We start from the raw sequence: 16249 nt of genomic DNA on the forward strand, positions 1-16249 counted from the left end.
ACTCGGCGCGCGAAGCCCGCCGTCCCGCCACATGCTCACCGTGCGGAGCGGACCCGCCGCCCCGCAGCGGAGGTGATGGCGTGTCAGGAAGGCTCCTGCGTCTGGTGGGTACGGCGGTGGTGGCGACCGGGATCGTCCTGGCACCCGTGCCCGCCGCGGCCGAACCCGGACCCGGCCCGGCCGAGGGGGCGGCCGGCGACCGCACCGTGGCCGGTCTGCTGACGGACCTTCAGCGGCTGTACCGCGAGGCGGAGAAGGCCACCGAGACCTACAACGGCACCGAGGAGCGACTGAAGAAGCAGCGCGCCCAGGTGCTGCGGCTGAACGCCGAGCTGACCCGGACCCGGCTGTCGCTGCGGGACAGCCGCGGCGCGGCCGGACGGCTGGCCCGGCAGCAGTACCAGAGCAGCAGCAACCTCTCTCCCTATCTACGGCTGCTGCTGGCCCGCGACCCGCAGCACGCCCTTGACCAGGGGCATGTGATCGGCCGGCTGTCCAAGGAGCGGGCCGAGACGGTGGGGCGGCTCACCGGCGACACGAAGAAGGCCGACGAGCTGGCCGGGCGGGCCCGTGCGGCCCTGGACGCGCAGGTGGCCCTCGCCGCACGCCAGGAGAAGGAGCGGGACGCCGTGCGCGAGCGCCTGCGCGCCGTCGAGGAGATGCTCGCCTCCCTCACCCCCGAGCAACTGGCCGCGCTGGCGGAGCTGGAGAAGAACGGGGTCGACGCGGAGCAGGAGCGGTTCCTGGCGTCCGGCTCGCTCGGCGACGACGCCAGGCCGTCCGCCGAGGGCGACCGGGCGGTGCGCTTCGCGGTGGAGCAGCTCGGCAAGCCGTACGAGTGGGGCGCCGAGGGCCCGGCGTCGTACGACTGCTCCGGACTGACCTCGGTGGCCTGGGAGCGGGCCGGGACGCCGATCCCGCGGACCAGCCAGGAGCAGTGGGCGCGCCTCGACCACGTGCCGCTGGACCAGCTGCGCCCCGGTGACCTGGTCGTGTACTTCCCCGAGGCCACCCACGTGGCGATGTACCTCGGCGACGGTCTGGTGGTCCAGGCACCGCGCCCCGGCGCCGACGTCAAGGTGTCGCCGATCGCCGCCAACCCGGTCCTGGGCGCCGTACGCCCCGACCCCCGCGGGGAGCCCGTACGGAGCTACACCCCGCCGAGGCTCCCCGCGGGGGCGGCGGACGGGTCGGACGAGGGATACGCGGAGGCGGGGCCCGCCGCCCGGTGAGTTCCGGGACAGGAGCGTCCGGCGGCCGCGACGCGTGTCCGCCGGCGGGTTCTCCCGCCCGACCGCCGGAGGCTCACGCGCCGGCCGCGCCCGAGACCTCCATCAGGTAGCCCTCGGTCTTCGCCGGGTCGTAGAAGAAGTGCTCGAAGTCGGCCGGGTCGTTGAAGCCGTTGGCGAAGCGGTCGGCGACCGGCTGGAGCTGGCCGGCGGCGCCGATCAGGTTCAGGACGTGCTCCGGCGGCGGGGCCAGCATGGCGTTGGTCCACTTGGTGACGTGCTGGGCCGTCTGCCAGTAGCGGTCGAAGGTCTGCTGCATCCAGGCCTCGTCGAACTCCTTCTCCCCCTGCTCCAGGATGGAGGCGAGGTAGGAGGCGGCGCACTTGGACGCGGAGTTGGAGCCCTGGCCGGTGATCGGGTCGTTGGCGACCACCACGTCGGCCACGCCGAGGACGAGACCGCCGCCGGGGAGGCGGCCGATCGGGTTGCGGACGGTCGGGGCGTAGCGGCCGGCCAGGGTGCCGCCGGCGTCGGTCAGTTCGACCTTGGTGGCCCGCGCGTACTCCCAGGGCAGGAACTTCTCCATGAGTTCCAGGGTCAGGGAGAGGTGCTCCGCCGGGTCCTTGACGTCCTTGAAGGCGTCGAGCGGGCCGCCGGGTATGCCCTCCCAGAAGAGGATGTCGGCGCGGCCCGAGGTGGTGAACGTCGGCATGACGAACAGCTCGCCGACGCCCGGCACCAGGTTGCAGCGCACGGCCTCCGTGTCCGGGTGCTCGGGACGCGGGCCCATCCCGTGGACGTAGGCGACGGCGAGGGCGCGCTGCGGCTCGCTGTACGGCGACCTCTCCGCGTCGCGGCCGAACATCTGGACCAGCTCGCCCTTGCCCGCCGAGACCAGGACGAGGTCGTAGGCGCGGGAGAAGTAGTCCAGGTCGCCGACGGCCGCGCCGTGGATGACCAGCTGGCCGCCGCGCTGGGCGAAGGTCTCCATCCAGCCCGCCATCTTCACCCGCTGGTCGACCGACTGCGCGAAGCCGTCCAGGTGCCCCAGCCAGTCGATCGCGCGCTGCGAGGGGCCCGGGTCGAAGGAGCCGGGGGCCGCCACCGAGACGCCTAGTCCCTCGATCTTCGGGGCCTGGGACTCCCAGAAGTTCAGCTGGAGATCGCGCTCGTGCTGGAGTGCCGTGTGGAACATGCACTGCGTCGACATGACCCGGCCGGTGCGGATCTCGTCCGCGGTCCGGTTGGACATCAGGGTGACCTCGTAGCCGTGCGACTGCAGGCCGAGGGCGAGCTGGAGACCGGACTGGCCGGCTCCGACGACGAGTATCTTCCGCATGCGGTTTTCCGTCTCCTACTCGGGGTTCGTCTACTCGGGTGTTTCGTCGAGCGCGTGGCCCACGAGGGACAAGAGGGTCTCGATGGCCGAGATCCGACGGCGCGCATCCATGATCATTACAGGTATGTGCGCCGGGATCGTCAACGCCTCCCGCACGTCCTCCGCCTCGAACAGCTCGCTGCCGTCGAAGTGGTTGACCGCGACGACGTACGGCAGTCCGCAGCTCTCGAAGTAGTCCAGCGCGGGCCAGCAGTCCTTCAGGCGCCGGGTGTCGGCCAGCACCACGGCACCGATCGCGCCGCGCACCAGGTCGTCCCACATGAACCAGAAGCGCTGCTGGCCCGGGGTGCCGAACAGGTAGAGCACCAGGTCGTCGTCGAGCGTGATGCGGCCGAAGTCCATGGCCACGGTGGTGGTGAGCTTGCCCGGGGTGGCGGTGAGGTCGTCGGTCTCCTCACTCGCCTCGGTCATCAGCGCCTCGGTCTGCAGGGGCGTGATCTCCGAGACGGCGGTGACCAGTGTGGTCTTGCCGACACCGAAGCCTCCCGCGACGACGATCTTCGTGGCGACCGGCGCGCGGGTGGGATCCGTCTGCCAGGGCTGGACGGGCCCGTCGGTGTCGACGAGCGGGGGGACGCCGAACGCGGCGGCGTCAGAGACGACGGAGTCCACTGAGCACCCTTTCGAGCAGAGCGCGGTCCGGACGGCCCGTGCCGTGGCCGGTCCCGGTGCCGTACACACGGATCTTTCCCTGGTCCGCCAGGTCGCTGAGGAGCACGCGGACCACGCCGAGCGGCATCTTCAGCAGCGCGGCGATCTCGGCCACCGTACGCATCCGGCGGCACAGTTCGACGATGGCCCGCATCTCCGGCATCACGCGGGAGGTGAGGCCGCCGTTCGTCAGTTCCTTGCGCTCCTCGGCGGCTTCGAGCGCGGCGGTGCCGGCCGTGGCGCCGACGAACGTCTCGACGAGCAGGACGTGGCCGAAGCGGGTCCGGCCGCCGGTGAGCGAGTAGGGGCGCACCCGGGCGGGTTTGCGGTCGGCCCCGCGCACGGGGAGGTGCCCCCGGCCGTTCTTGGTGGGACTGCTGCTCATCGGGCGCTCCCCGTCGACTCGGACTCCAGGGATTTCCGCAGCTCGGTGCGGAGTTCGGGGGTCAGGACGTGGCCGGCGCGGCCGACGAAGAGCGCCATGTGGTACGCCACGACGCTCATGTCGCAGTCCGCGGAGCCGTGCACGCCGAGCAGGGAGCCGTCGCTGATCGACATCACGAACAGGCTGCCCTCGTCCATGGCGACCATCGTGTGCTTCACGGCGCCGAAGTCCATCAGCCGGGCGGCGCCGATGGTCAGGCTGCCCACGCCGGAGACGACGGTGGCGAGGTCGGCGGCGGAGCCGCGCGGGCCCGCCCGGGGCGTCTCGCGGACCTGCCGGGCCTCCTCGTTGCGGCCGGGATCGGAGGACAGGAGCAGGAGCCCGTCGGAGGAGACCACGGCGACCGACTGGATGCCGGGCACCTCCTCCACGAGGTTGGTCAGCAGCCAGTGGAGATTGCGGGCTTCACTGCTCAGTCCGAAGGTACTGGGCGCGGTCAACTGCTTGCCTCCTCGACGGTGCCCCCCGTGGCTTCTTCGGTTGTGTCCGCGTCGACCGGCGCCTGGTGCGGCCCGGTGCGGTCCGCGATCTCCGTCTCGACGTCGCGGCGGCCCGCCTCCGCCCCCCGGCGGAATCCGCCCAGGCGGCGGCGGAGCGCGTCGGCGTCGACGGAACCCGACGTGCGCGGCCGTGGGGCCGCCGCGGGCGTGGTGAGCTTCGGGGTCCGCTTGGGCAGCCCCTTCTCGGTGACGGGCTCGGCGGGCTCGGAACCCTCGGCGCGGTCGGCGTCCCCGGCCCGTCCGGCGCCCTCGTCCGGGGTGCGGTCGTGGGAGTCGGGGCCGATGGCGTAGGGGCCGGCCGCACGGGGGCCGGGAATGCGGGGGGCGTCGGGCTCCGGCGCGGGCTGTTCCGGTGCCGGGGCCTCGGACGACGGGTCCGGGGGCACCGGGGGCAGCAGGAGCGCCATCGTGGCGTCGTCGGGGAGGTCGTGGCCGGGGGCCTTCGCCACCTCGCGGGACGACGTCTCCGCTCCGGGCTCCTGATCCGCCGCGGTGTTCCCGCCGGAGCGCGGGTCCGGGTGGGTGCCGGTGTCCGCGCCCGTGTCCGGTGCCTGGTCGGCAGCCGCCCGCGACGACCGCTCCGGGGCGGTGCCGGGGGCCGGGACGGCGTCCGGCGCGGAGTCCCGGGTGGTCCCGGGCGCCGGGGGCGTCACGGAGGCCGGGGTGGAGGCGGGGGCGGCGACCGGCTCCGTGCGCTCCACCTCACCGGCCGCGACGGACTCGGAGCCCGCCTCGGCCCCGGCGCCCGTCACGGGCCCGGAACCTGCCTCGGACCGGGAATCCGGGTCGGCCCCGGAGCCCGTGTCGGACCCGGGACCCGTGTCGGACTCGAAGCTCGCCTCGGACCCGGAGGCCACCCCGGCTCCGGAGGCCACCCCGGCTCCGGAGGCCACCTCGGTCCCGGAGGCCGTCTCGGACTCGGCTCGGCGTACGGCTCGTTCCGCCGAGGCCACCAGGGGGTCGGTGCTCTCCTGCGTGCCCTTCTCCGCGCGGCCGTGCAGGACGTTGGAGTTGGCCTCCGCGTCGGCGCCGGGCAGGGAGAAGGAGCCGGTGCCGTCGGACACCGGCACGGTCGGGGCCAGCGCGGCCGGAGGGGCCGCCGCGAGCAGGGGGCTCGGGAGGACGACGACGGCCGCGACACCGCCCTGCTTCTGCTCCCGCAGCCGTACCCGCGCCCCGTGCCGGTGGGCGAGCCGGGCGACGACGTAGAGGCCGAGCCCGAGACCGTCCTCGCCCTCCTGGTCGTACGGCGCGTCCGGGTCGAAGTCGGTGAGGCGGGCGTTGAGCCGCTGGAGGCGTTCGGTGGCCATGCCGATGCCCTCGTCCTGGACGGAGAGCATCACCTCGCCGTTCTCCAGGAGCCAGCCGGAGACCTCGACGGGCAGGTCGGGCGGCGAGAAGGAGGTGGCGTTCTCCATCAGCTCGGCCAGCAGGTGGGAGAGGTCGTCGGCGGCGAATCCGGCCACGTGCGCGTGCGGCGGCAGCGCGGCGATGCGCACCCGCTCGTACCGCTCGATCTCGCTGACCGCGGCCCGGACCACGTCGACCAGCGGCACCGGGGAGGCGCTGTGCTGGACGTGCTCGGTACCGGCGAGGACGAGGAGGTTCTCGCTGTGCCGGCGCATGACCGTGGCGAAGTGGTCGAGCTTGAACAGGGTGGCGAGGCGGTCCGGGTCCTGCTCGCGCTCCTCCAGGCTCTCGATGACGGCCAGTTGCCGCTCGACCAGGCCGAGGGTGCGCAGCGCGAGGTTGACGAAGGTGGAGCCGATGCTCTTGCGCACCACCTCCAGCTGGGCGGCGGACTCGGCGAGTTCGGCGCGCAGCTCCTCCCGGGCGTCGGCCATCTTCTGCCGCTGGCCGACCAGGTGCTTGCGGTCGGACTCCAGCGTGGCGACCCGCCCGGCGAGCGTGGCGGCCTGCGTGTGCAGGGCGTTGACGGAGCGCACCACCTGCGCGAACTCGTCGTTGCGGCCGGTGAAGGCGACCGGCTCCTGAGCCGTCGGGTCCTCCGCCTCGGCCAGCCGGGCCGAGCCGCGGCGCAGCACCGACAGCGGACGGGTGAGGGTGCGGGCCAGGGCGGTGGCGATGCCGACGGCGAGCAGGATCAGCGCGCCGAGGACGGCGATCCGGATCTCCAGCGCGGTCACGTCGTCGTCGCGCAGCTGCTCCAGGGCCTGGACGCGCTTCTCGTACAGGGCGGACTCGGCGCCGCGCATCGCGTCGACGCGGGCGGAGAGCGCGGCGTCCAGCCGCTTGGTGCTGGTGCGCAGGTCGCCGTCGGAGAGCGTCGGCTGGTCGGTGAGGCCGGCGAGGTACTTCTCGGCCGAGTTGACCTCGGGCCCGGCGACGGTGGCGTCGAAGCTGTTCCGCGCCTCCTTGGGGGCGCCTTCGCGGAAGTCGGCGAGGGCCGCGTCGGAGCGCACCCGGGCCTGCTGCGCGGCGGCGGCGAGGGCGTCGCGCTGCTCGGTGTCGGCGTCCGAGGTGCTGGTCGTCTCGGTCGGCAGTCCGGTGACCGGGTCGATGACGGTCTCGGTGGTGCTCGGCACGTTCAGGGCCGCCAGCAGCAGCCCGCGGGTGGCGGCGGCCTGCTGGACGGCGGTGTCCAGTTCGGCGAGGGCGTACGCGCCGGAGCCCGCGCGGGGCGGCATCTCCTCGCCCAGCTTCTCGGCGAGGGCGTGGAGTTCGGTGATCGCCTCCGAGTACGCCTCGTGGGCCTGAAGCGCGGTGCTCTTGCCGGTGAGGGCGGCGCGGCGCAGCGCGGCGACGGTGTCGAGGTCCTCGCGCAGGGAGGCGGGCGTGTCGGGGTCGGCGCGCAGCTCCTCCACCTGGCGGTCGACGCGGGCGCTGCGCTGCTCGGAGGGCGCCTTGGACTTGGGGCGGCCGGCCGCGATGTACGGGGTGACCTCGTCGCGCTCGTCGGCGAGGGAGTGGGCGAGGGTCAGCGCGCCCTGGGTCTGCTCGGCGAGCGTCACCAGTTCCTGGGTGTCGTGCAGTTGCCCGGAGGCGGCCACGACCGACGGGGCTCCGGCTCCGGCGACGGCGGCTGCCACGACCGCCACCGCGACGATGAGGCGGTTGCGTACATGGGTGGGACGGCCCTTGCCGACGGGGGCCTCCGGCGGCTGCGGAGGGGTGGAGGTGCCGGGGGCGCGCTCCGCGCTCCCCACGGGGGCCGTCTGCTTGCCTGTGCGACGAGGCCGCGTCTTCTGCACCGGTGCTCGCATTCCTGACTCGTGTACCCGGGGGTCCGGGTGGCGCTCCGTCAACTGGCCGGTCGGGGGCGCGTGCACCCTCCGCCGGGCGCTGGGCTGTTCCCCCGCCGCCGGCAGCGCGTCGGGCGGGGAGACCGCGTGAGCGGGGCAGGCCCCCCACCGGTTCCCGACCCTCCCAGTGCCGGTGGGCGGTGAGCGCGCATCATCCGACCCGCCACCCGAAGGAGTGAACCCCGGAGGGGAGTTGAGGAGCAAGTTCCCCTGGCTCGTGCCGCACGGGTGTCCGGCGAGCCGGTTGGACGTCTGGGACGGGCGGTGGCACTATGTGCCGCCACGCGCCGCCGGAGGCTGGAATTCCACCCCAAATCCGGCGCCTGACCTGCGTCGGTGCTTCGATTCCGGGAGATTCCGAGGAAGATGCCAGCCTTGTGCGAACACCGTGAAGGGGTCGTGCAGACTGGCCGGATGCGTACGGAACTCGTCTCGGAACCAGGCCTCGCCGACCAGCCCAACGAGGACTTCGCGAGCGTCGCGCTACCGGCCTCGGGACAGGGCGGCTCACTCGTCGTACTGGACGGCGTGACGCCGCCACGGACCGCGACGGGCTGTCTGCATTCCGTGCCGTGGTTCACGGCGCGCCTGGGTGGGGCGCTGACCGAACTGACCGTTTCACTCCCGGATCTTCCCCTCGCCGACGTCCTGTCCCGCGCCCTCGCTCGTACCGCGGCGGCGCACGCGGAAACCTGTGACCTTTCTCACCCGCGCACACCGCAGGCAACCGTGGTTCTCGCCCGCTGGTCCCCGGCCGCGGTCGAGTACCTGGTCCTGTCCGATTCGGCCCTGCTGGTCGAGGCCCCGGACGGCACCCTCACCGCCGTCCTGGACGACCGGCTGTCCCGGCTGCCCCGCTCGGCACTCGTGAGCGACGCGGTGGTCGACGCCGAACTGCGCAACAAGGAGGGCGGCTTCTTCACGGCCGCGGCCGACCCGGAGGTGGCGGCGCGCGCCGTGACGGGGGTGCTGCCGCGTGAGGCGGTGCGGACGCTGGCGGCGCTGACGGACGGGGCCGCGCGGTGGGTGGAGAGGTTCGGGGAGGGCGACTGGGCGGGCTGCCTGGCGCTGGTGCGCAAGCAGGGCGCACAGGCACTGGTGGACCGGGTGCGGGAGCTGGAGCGCGCGGACGCCGCGGGGGACCGGGCGTTCCTCGGGCGCAGCAAGACGCACGACGACGCGACGGTGGTCTACGCCGAGTTGTGAGACGGACGGGCGGCGCCGGTACTACTTCTCCAACCCCCGGTTGAGTTCGTGCAGCAGCCGGGCCAGGACCGTCACCTCGCGCGGGTCCCAGTCGGCGAGCCGGCGGGCGTACCGGGCGCGGCGGGCCTCCCGGACCCGGCCGACGCGTTCCTGGCCCTCCGGGGTCAGGGTGACCAGCCAGGCCCGGCCGTCCGCGGGGTCCGGCTCGCGGGCGACGAGTCCGAGTTCCTCCAGGGCGCGCAGCTGGCGGGACATCGTCGCCTTGCCGACGCCGATGAAAGCGGCGAGGTCGGTGGCGCGCTGGCCGCCGCACTCGCCGAGCCGGACGAGCAGGCCGTACGCGGACGACTCCAGGTCGGGATGGACCTCCCGGGCCATCTCCCCCTGGTTGGCCCGTGCCCGCCGCAGCAGGACGGTCAACTCCCGTTCCAGGGCGAGGAACTCGGGTTTGTTCACACCACCGCCGGACAGGCGGGCTTCGCCTCCGCGACCGCCGCCGTTCCCGTCTTCGTGCACGTCAGCCCCTGCCTCGCTGCTTTCCGGTTTTCCCGGTCCTGAAAGTTTCCGCCACGGGCCGCCATCGCCGCAGCTCGCCAAGTATTTCGCAGGCTTAGACCAACGGCGGTTCCCGGTCCCTCTTCCACCCGTCGTTTCTACGTGCGTAGAGTTTTCGCCGGACCTCCGGATGGCATGCGCACGCCATTCAGGGCCATCCAGGGGGTCTCCCCACTCGCGCATCCCCCACCGGGCACCACCGAGCCAGCGGAGGCACGTCATGCTCGTGCACAGATCCGGATCGGCCCGCGGACGGCGGTTCGCCGTCACCGGGATCCTGCTCGCCGCGTTCTCCCTCGTGTTCACCCTTCCCGCCGACGCCTCGTCGTCCGCGGACGTCCCGCCGCGCGGCTCGGCCCGCATGGGCATGGGCGTCGCGGCCCACGACGGCGAACACGGCACCCCCGTCCCGGGCCGCGCCGCCCAGACGGAGGGCGTCGACGTCTCCAGCCACCAGGGCAACGTCGCCTGGTCGACCCTGTGGAACAGCGGCGTCAGGTGGGCCTACGCCAAGGCCACCGAGGGGACCTACTACACCAACCCCTACTTCGCCCAGCAGTACAACGGCTCCTACAACGTCGGCATGATCCGGGGCGCGTACCACTTCGCCACCCCGGACACGACGAGCGGTGCCACCCAGGCCAACTACTTCGCCGACCACGGCGGCGGCTGGTCCAGGGACGGCAGGACGCTCCCGGGCGCGCTCGACATCGAGTGGAACCCGTACGGCGCCGCCTGCTACGGCAAGTCGCAGAGCGCGATGGTCTCCTGGATCCGCGACTTCCTGAACACCTACAAGGCCCGCACCGGCCGGGACGCCGTCATCTACACGGCCACCAGCTGGTGGACCCAGTGCACCGGCAACTACGGCGGTTTCGCCGCGTACAACCCGCTGTGGATCGCCCGGTACGCCTCGACGGTGGGCACCCTTCCGGCCGGCTGGGGCTACTACACGATGTGGCAGTACACGTCGTCCGGTCCGACGGTCGGCGACCACAACCAGTTCAACGGGGCGCTGGACCGCGTCCAGGCCCTCGCCAACGGCTGACGGGCCCCACCGGCACCGGGCGAGGGCCCGGGCCCCCTCACGGGACCCGGGCCCTCGCCCATCCGGTGCGCGTCCGTCACGCCGCGACCGGAACCTCACGCTCCGCACCGTTGGACGCCGGTGCGAGCGCCAGATCCAGGACCTGGCGAACGTCCGTGACGGCGTGGACGTCGAGCTTGTCCAGCACCTCCGCCGGGACGTCGTCCAGGTCGGGCTCGTTGCGCTTGGGGATGATCACCGTGGTGATCCCCGCCCGGTGCGCGGCGAGCAGCTTCTGCTTAACCCCGCCGATCGGCAGCACGCGCCCGGTCAGCGAGACCTCGCCGGTCATCGCCACGTCGGTGCGGACCAGCCGGCCCGAGAGCAGCGAGGCGAGGGCCGTGGTCATGGTGACGCCGGCGCTCGGGCCGTCCTTGGGGACCGCGCCCGCCGGGAAGTGGATGTGCGCTCCCCGGTCCTTGAGGTCGCCCACCGGCAGTTCCAGCTCGGCGCCGTGGCTGCGCAGGAAGCTCAGCGCGATCTGCGCCGACTCCTTCATCACGTCGCCCAGCTGACCGGTCAGGGTCAGCCCCGCCGCGCCCGTCTCCGGGTCGGCCAGCGACGCCTCGACGTACAGGACGTCGCCGCCCGCGCCGGTGACCGCCAGGCCGGTGGCCACACCGGGCACCGCGGTGCGCCGCTCGGCCGGGTCCTGGGCGGACTCGGGCACGTGGTGCGGCCGGCCGATCAGCTCGCGCAGGTCGCCGTCGGTGACGGTGAACGGCAGCTCGCGCCGGCCCAGTTCGTGCTGGGCCGCCACCTTGCGCAGCAGCCGCGCGATGGACCGCTCCAGGGTGCGCACGCCCGCCTCGCGGGTGTACTCGCCCGCCAGCTTGCGCAGCGCGCCCTCGTCGACGGTGACCTCGTCGGCGCCCAGTCCGGCCCGCTCCAGCTGGCGCGGGAGCAGGTGGTCACGGGCGATGACGACCTTCTCGTCCTCGGTGTAGCCGTCGAGGCGGACCAGCTCCATACGGTCCAGCAGGGCCTCCGGGATGGCCTCCAGGACGTTGGCGGTGGCGAGGAAGACCACGTCGGACAGGTCCAGCTCGACCTCCAGGTAGTGGTCCCGGAAGGTGTGGTTCTGGGCCGGGTCCAGCACCTCCAGCAGGGCGGCGGCCGGGTCGCCCCGGAAGTCGGAGCCCACCTTGTCGATCTCGTCGAGCAGGACGACCGGGTTCATCGACCCCGCCTCCTTGATCGCCCGCACGATCCGGCCGGGCAGCGCGCCGACGTACGTACGCCGGTGGCCGCGGATCTCGGCCTCGTCGCGGACGCCGCCGAGGGCGACGCGGACGAACTTGCGGCCCATCGCGTGGGCGACGGACTCGCCGAGGCTGGTCTTGCCGACGCCGGGCGGGCCGACCAGGGCCAGTACGGCACCGCCGCGCCGGCCGCCGACCACGCCGAGGCCGCGGTCGCCGCGCCGCTTGCGCACGGCCAGGTACTCGGTGATGCGCTCCTTCACGTCCTCCAGGCCCGCGTGCTCGGCGTCGAGCACGGCCTGGGCGCCCCGGATGTCGTAGGCGTCCTCGGTGCGCTCGTTCCACGGCATCTCCAGGACCGTGTCGAGCCAGGTGCGGATCCAGGAGCCCTCGGGCGACTGGTCGGAGGACCGCTCCAGCTTGTCGACCTCCTTGAGCGCGGCCTCGCGGACCTTCTCGGGCAGGTCGGCGGCCTCCACGCGGGCGCGGTAGTCGTCGGACTCCTCGCCCTCCTGTTCGCCGTTGATCTCGCGCAGCTCCTTGCGGACGGCTTCGAGCTGGCGCCGCAGCAGGAACTCGCGCTGCTGCTTGTCGACGCCCTCCTGGACGTCCTTGGCGATGGTCTCGGCGACGTCCTGCTCGGCGAGGTGGTCGCGCAGCTGCTGCGTGGCGAGCTTCAGGCGGGCCACCGGGTCGGTGGTCTCCAGCAGCTCGACCTTCTGCTCGGTGGTCAGGAACGGCGAGTAACCGGAGTTGTCGGCGAGCGCGGACACGTCGTCGATGGCCTGGACCCGGTCGACGACCTGCCAGGCGCCGCGCTTGCGCAGCCACGCGGTGGCGAGTGCCTTGTACTCCTTCACCAGCTCGGCGACCTGGCCGGGCAGCGGATCGGGAACGGTCTCGTCGACCCGGGTGCCCTCGACCCAGAGCGCGGCGCCGGGGCCGGTGGTGCCGGCGCCGATGCGTACCCGGCCCCGGCCACGGATCAGGGCGCCGGGGTCGCCGTCGGCCAGGCGGCCGACCTGCTCGACCGTGCCGAGCACGCCGGTGGCGGCGTGGGTGCCGTCGATGCGCGGGACGAGGAGGACCCGGGGCTTGCCGGGCTCGGACCTGGCGGCGGCCTGGGCGGCCTCCACCGCGGCCCGTACCTCGGCGTCGCTCAGGTCCAGGGGGACGACCATTCCGGGCAGGACCACTTCGTCGTCGAGCGGCAGCACGGGCAGGGTGAGCGGTGTGAAGGCGGCGGACTCAGCAGCCATGATCTCCCCTTCGGCAGTCAAGTTGAGTTACATCGACTCAATGAAAGAGAGCCCCTGATTGTTCCCCGAGGGATGTTCGCTCTCAGCGATCAAACTCCCGGGGGTACGTCCCGCCTCCGGGGACAGCACCGTCGAACCGGTCGGCATTCCTCCGCCGGCGGGTGCCAGGATGGGCCGATGCCCCTCACTACCCACGACTCCCCCGAGGCCCCCGAGGTGCTGGACCGCCGCGAGGGCCCGTACGGCGAGGTGGTCCTGCGCCGGCACGGGACGCTGCTCCAGATCATCGCGAACGGCTGCTTCCTGATGGACACCTCCGACGGGCGTTCGGAGCGGCGCCTGGTCGACGCGGCGGCCGACGCGCTGGCCGCCTCCGGCGGGCGGAGCGCACCGCACCTGCTCATCGGCGGACTCGGCGTCGGCTTCTCCCTCGTCCACGCGGCCGCCGACCCCCGCTGGGGCCGGATCGCGGTCGTCGAACGCGAGGGCGCCATCATCGACTGGCACCGCACCGGACCGCTGGCCGCACTCTCCGCCGACGCGCTGGCCGACCCCCGCGCGGAGATCGTCGAGGCGGACCTGGTCGCGTACGTCGATGAGACATCCGACACGTACGACGCCCTGTGCCTGGACATCGACAACGGCCCCGGCTGGACCGTCACCGAGGGCAACGACGGGCTGTACGCGCCGGCCGGACTGGCGGGCTGCGCACGCCTGTTGAGGCCCGGCGGGGTGCTCGCCGTATGGTCCGCGCAGCCCTCTCCGGATTTCGAAGAAACCTTGCGTAATGCCGGTTTCCAACAGGTGCGTACCGAAGAGATCCCCGTTGCCCGGGGCGTTCCGGACGTCGTGCACATCGGCGTCGGGCCTGGATAGCAAAGGCGCGGTGACTCCCCGTACGCTGCTGCCCTGACGCGGATCATTCAAGCGTCAAGCGCAGTCATGGGATCACCCCACGGATTCCGGAAAGCACACCTCAGGGGCGGGCGATGGAGCAGACACAGACCTCCCACAACGGCACGGCCACCCAGGGCGCCCAGCGTCGGGTGCTGGTGGTCGAGGACGATCAGACGATCGTGGACGCCATCGCGACCCGCCTGCGCGCCGAGGGATTCCTGGTGCAAACGGCGGGCGACGGTCCGTCCGCCGTCGACACGGCCGAGGCATGGCAGCCCGACCTGCTGATCCTCGACATCATGCTGCCCGGCTTCGACGGCCTGGAGGTCTGCCGGCGCGTGCAGGCCCAGCGGCCGGTGCCGGTGCTGATGCTCACCGCGCGCGACGACGAGACGGACATGCTGGTCGGCCTCGGCGTGGGCGCCGACGACTACATGACCAAGCCGTTCTCGATGCGCGAGCTGGCCGCCCGCGTGCACGTGCTGCTGCGGCGGGTGGAGCGGGCCGTGGTGGCCGCCTCGACGCCACGCAGCGGCATCCTGCGCCTGGGCGAACTGGAGATCGACCACGCGCAGCGCCGGGTGCGGGTGCGCAGTGAGGACGTCCACCTCACGCCGACCGAGTTCGACCTGCTGGTCTGCCTGGCGAACACCCCGCGCGCGGTGCTCTCCCGCGAGCAGCTGCTCGCCGAGGTGTGGGACTGGGCGGACGCCTCCGGCACCCGGACCGTGGACAGCCACATCAAGGCGCTGCGCCGGAAGATCGGCGCCGAGCGCATCCGCACCGTGCACGGCGTGGGCTACGCGCTGGAGACGCCGACGCCATGAGCCGAGGACGGGAAGCCGCACGGAGGAGCCCCGGCTCCCGGCACCCCGGGGACCCCTGGGGCGGCGTACGCCCGTTCTCGATCAAGACCAAGCTGGGCGCGCTCGTCGTCACGTCGGTACTGATCACCACCGGCCTGTCGGTGATCGCGGTGCACACCAAGACGGAGCTGCGCTTCATCACGGTGTTCTCGATGATCGCCACGCTGCTGATCACACAGTTCGTGGCGCACTCGCTGACCGCGCCGCTGGACGAGATGAACGCGGTGGCCCGGTCCATCTCGCACGGCGACTACACCCGCCGGGTGCGCGAGAACCGCCGCGACGAGCTGGGCGACCTGGCCGTCACCATCAACCGCATGGCCGACGACCTGGAGGCGCAGGATCTCCAGCGCAAGGAGCTGGTGGCGAACGTCTCGCACGAGCTGCGCACCCCGATCGCGGGGCTGCGCGCGGTGCTGGAGAACATCGTCGACGGCGTCACCGAGGCCGACCCGGAGACCATGCGCACGGCCCTCGGCCAGACCGAGCGGCTCGGCCGGCTGGTGGAGACGCTGCTGGACCTCTCCCGCCTGGACAACGGCGTCATACCGCTGCGCAAGCGGCGCTTCGAGGTGTGGCCGTACCTGTCGGGCGTGCTGAAGGAGGCCAACATGGTCGCCTCCGCCCGCGCGGGCATCGCCTCCGGTTCCGGCAGCCACACCCGCACCGACGTGCACCTGGCCCTGGACGTCTTCCCGCCGGAGCTGACCGCGCACGCCGACCCCGAGCGCATCCACCAGGTCGTCGCCAACCTCATCGACAACGCCGTCAAGCACAGCCCGCCGCACGGCCGGGTGACGGTCAGGGCGCGGCGCGGGGAGCTGCCCGAGTCCCTGGAGCTGGAGGTGCTCGACGAGGGGCCCGGTATCCCGCGCTCGGAGTGGCGCCGGGTGTTCGAGCGGTTCAACCGGGGTTCGGTGTCCCGGCCGCACGGTCCGGGCAGCGACGGCGGCACCGGTCTGGGCCTCGCCATCGCGCGCTGGGCGGTGGATCTGCACGGCGGCCGGATCGGCGTGGCCGAATCCGAGCGGGGCTGCCGGATCCTCATCACTCTTCCGGGCCTGCCGTCGACGTCCGGTTGACGTAGGGTTCGGAGCGGAGCGGCAAGATCCACTGCATCCGCGCTGGCGGACACGTGTGATCAGGCACGGACCCGCCCTTTCGGGGCGCCGGGTCCCGGTCGCCCGATCCCTCACACAGCGGAACCTCGCTTGTTTCCCGCCATTTCCCGCGCCGAAACGCGGTCTGCGATGTGACTTACGCGACGATGAACGGGCCCGGTCTGACCTTCCGGGGTCGGTAGGCGTAGCCTTGATTCCCGCTGTCCACCATCTTGTGAAGAAGCGGAAGAGGGCGGTTCTCGCCGTGTCGCCACAGTCCCCCAGTAACTCGAGCATCTCGACCGACACCGACCAAGCGGGCACCGCGGGAAAGAATCCCGCGGCCGCGTTCGGTGCCAATGAGTGGCTCGTCGACGAGATCTATCAGCAGTACCTCCAGGATCCGAACTCCGTGGACCGAGCCTGGTGGGACTTCTTCGCCGACTACAAGCCCGGAGCGGCGGCGCAGCCCGCGTCCGGCGCCGTGACCACGGACACCGGCAGCACGCCACCGGCAGCCCCCGCCCCGCAGGCGCAGGCCCCCGCCCCGGCCCAGCCGAAGGCGGCGGCGCCCGCTCCCGCGCAGCCCG

14 protein-coding genes are annotated in these 16249 nt (G+C 72.9%); 7 read left to right on the top strand and 7 right to left on the bottom strand.

What is annotated here, in order from left to right; genetic code table 11:
- The first annotated feature begins 80 nt into the window (after window positions 1–80).
- Window positions 81–1232: a C40 family peptidase gene (locus tag BZZ08_RS09640; RefSeq protein ID WP_104631740.1), complete on the top strand. Its 1152-nt coding sequence runs from the start codon at window positions 81–83 to the stop codon at window positions 1230–1232.
- A 73-nt stretch (window positions 1233–1305) separates the two neighbouring features.
- Here the strand turns inward: BZZ08_RS09640 and BZZ08_RS09645 are convergent, their stop codons facing one another.
- Genes BZZ08_RS09645 through BZZ08_RS09665 form a run of 5 tightly spaced genes read right to left on the bottom strand, consistent with a single transcriptional unit; the run spans window position 1306 to window position 7448 of the window.
- Window positions 1306–2568 carry a styrene monooxygenase/indole monooxygenase family protein gene (locus tag BZZ08_RS09645; RefSeq protein ID WP_104631741.1) on the bottom strand — a complete coding sequence of 421 codons (1263 nt, stop codon included), beginning with the start codon at window positions 2566–2568 and terminating at the stop codon, window positions 1306–1308.
- A gap of 30 nt (window positions 2569–2598) precedes the next feature.
- Window positions 2599–3240, bottom strand: coding sequence for a GTP-binding protein (locus BZZ08_RS09650; protein WP_003973677.1), 642 nt, complete (start codon window positions 3238–3240; stop codon window positions 2599–2601).
- Window positions 3221–3664: a DUF742 domain-containing protein gene (locus BZZ08_RS09655; RefSeq protein ID WP_104631742.1), complete on the bottom strand. Its 444-nt coding sequence runs from the start codon at window positions 3662–3664 to the stop codon at window positions 3221–3223. The genes BZZ08_RS09650 and BZZ08_RS09655 overlap by 20 nt, the downstream gene beginning before the upstream one ends.
- Complete coding sequence (locus tag BZZ08_RS09660; protein ID WP_198601379.1) at window positions 3661–4164, bottom strand: roadblock/LC7 domain-containing protein; 504 nt, start codon at window positions 4162–4164, stop codon at window positions 3661–3663. Before BZZ08_RS09660 ends, BZZ08_RS09655 begins: the two co-directional genes overlap by 4 nt.
- Complete coding sequence (locus BZZ08_RS09665; RefSeq protein WP_241965415.1) at window positions 4161–7448, bottom strand: nitrate- and nitrite sensing domain-containing protein; 3288 nt, start codon at window positions 7446–7448, stop codon at window positions 4161–4163. Before BZZ08_RS09665 ends, BZZ08_RS09660 begins: the two co-directional genes overlap by 4 nt.
- A 453-nt stretch (window positions 7449–7901) precedes the next feature.
- On the opposite strand from BZZ08_RS09665, the gene BZZ08_RS09670 reads away from it, so the two are divergent.
- A complete protein-coding gene (locus BZZ08_RS09670) occupies window positions 7902–8693 on the top strand; it encodes a protein phosphatase 2C domain-containing protein (protein ID WP_104631744.1) in 792 nt (263 codons plus the stop codon).
- A 21-nt stretch (window positions 8694–8714) separates the two neighbouring features.
- Here BZZ08_RS09670 and BZZ08_RS09675 read toward each other — a convergent pair whose 3' ends face one another.
- The gene (locus BZZ08_RS09675; protein ID WP_104631745.1) at window positions 8715–9209 is read right to left on the bottom strand and encodes a MarR family winged helix-turn-helix transcriptional regulator; all 495 of its coding nucleotides are present in this window, start codon (window positions 9207–9209) and stop codon (window positions 8715–8717) included.
- Between the two features lie 259 nt (window positions 9210–9468).
- Here BZZ08_RS09675 and BZZ08_RS09680 point away from each other — a divergent pair, with 259 nt between their 5' ends.
- Entirely contained in the window at window positions 9469–10296 is an 828-nt protein-coding gene (locus BZZ08_RS09680; protein WP_104631746.1) for a lysozyme, read from the top strand.
- 76 nt (window positions 10297–10372) lie between these two features.
- Here the strand turns inward: BZZ08_RS09680 and lon are convergent, their stop codons facing one another.
- Window positions 10373–12796: an endopeptidase La gene (gene lon, locus BZZ08_RS09685; RefSeq protein WP_104631747.1), complete on the bottom strand. Its 2424-nt coding sequence runs from the start codon at window positions 12794–12796 to the stop codon at window positions 10373–10375.
- 177 nt (window positions 12797–12973) lie between these two features.
- Between lon and BZZ08_RS09690 the strand changes: the two genes are divergently transcribed.
- From BZZ08_RS09690 to BZZ08_RS09705, 4 genes are all read left to right on the top strand, one after another.
- Window positions 12974–13672, top strand: coding sequence for a spermidine synthase (locus BZZ08_RS09690; protein ID WP_104631748.1), 699 nt, complete (start codon window positions 12974–12976; stop codon window positions 13670–13672).
- A gap of 113 nt (window positions 13673–13785) precedes the next feature.
- Window positions 13786–14520, top strand: a complete 735-nt coding sequence (locus tag BZZ08_RS09695) for a response regulator transcription factor (protein WP_003973686.1) — start codon at window positions 13786–13788, stop codon at window positions 14518–14520.
- Window positions 14517–15641, top strand: coding sequence for a sensor histidine kinase (locus BZZ08_RS09700; protein WP_104631749.1), 1125 nt, complete (start codon window positions 14517–14519; stop codon window positions 15639–15641). Before BZZ08_RS09695 ends, BZZ08_RS09700 begins: the two co-directional genes overlap by 4 nt.
- A 283-nt stretch (window positions 15642–15924) precedes the next feature.
- The coding region (locus BZZ08_RS09705) for a 2-oxoglutarate dehydrogenase E1 subunit family protein (RefSeq protein WP_133169188.1) at window positions 15925–16249 on the top strand (325 nt) is incomplete at its 3' end.

It is taken from the genome of Streptomyces sp. MH60 (genome assembly GCF_002939385.1).
Taxonomy (GTDB): Bacteria; Actinomycetota; Actinomycetes; order Streptomycetales; family Streptomycetaceae; genus Streptomyces.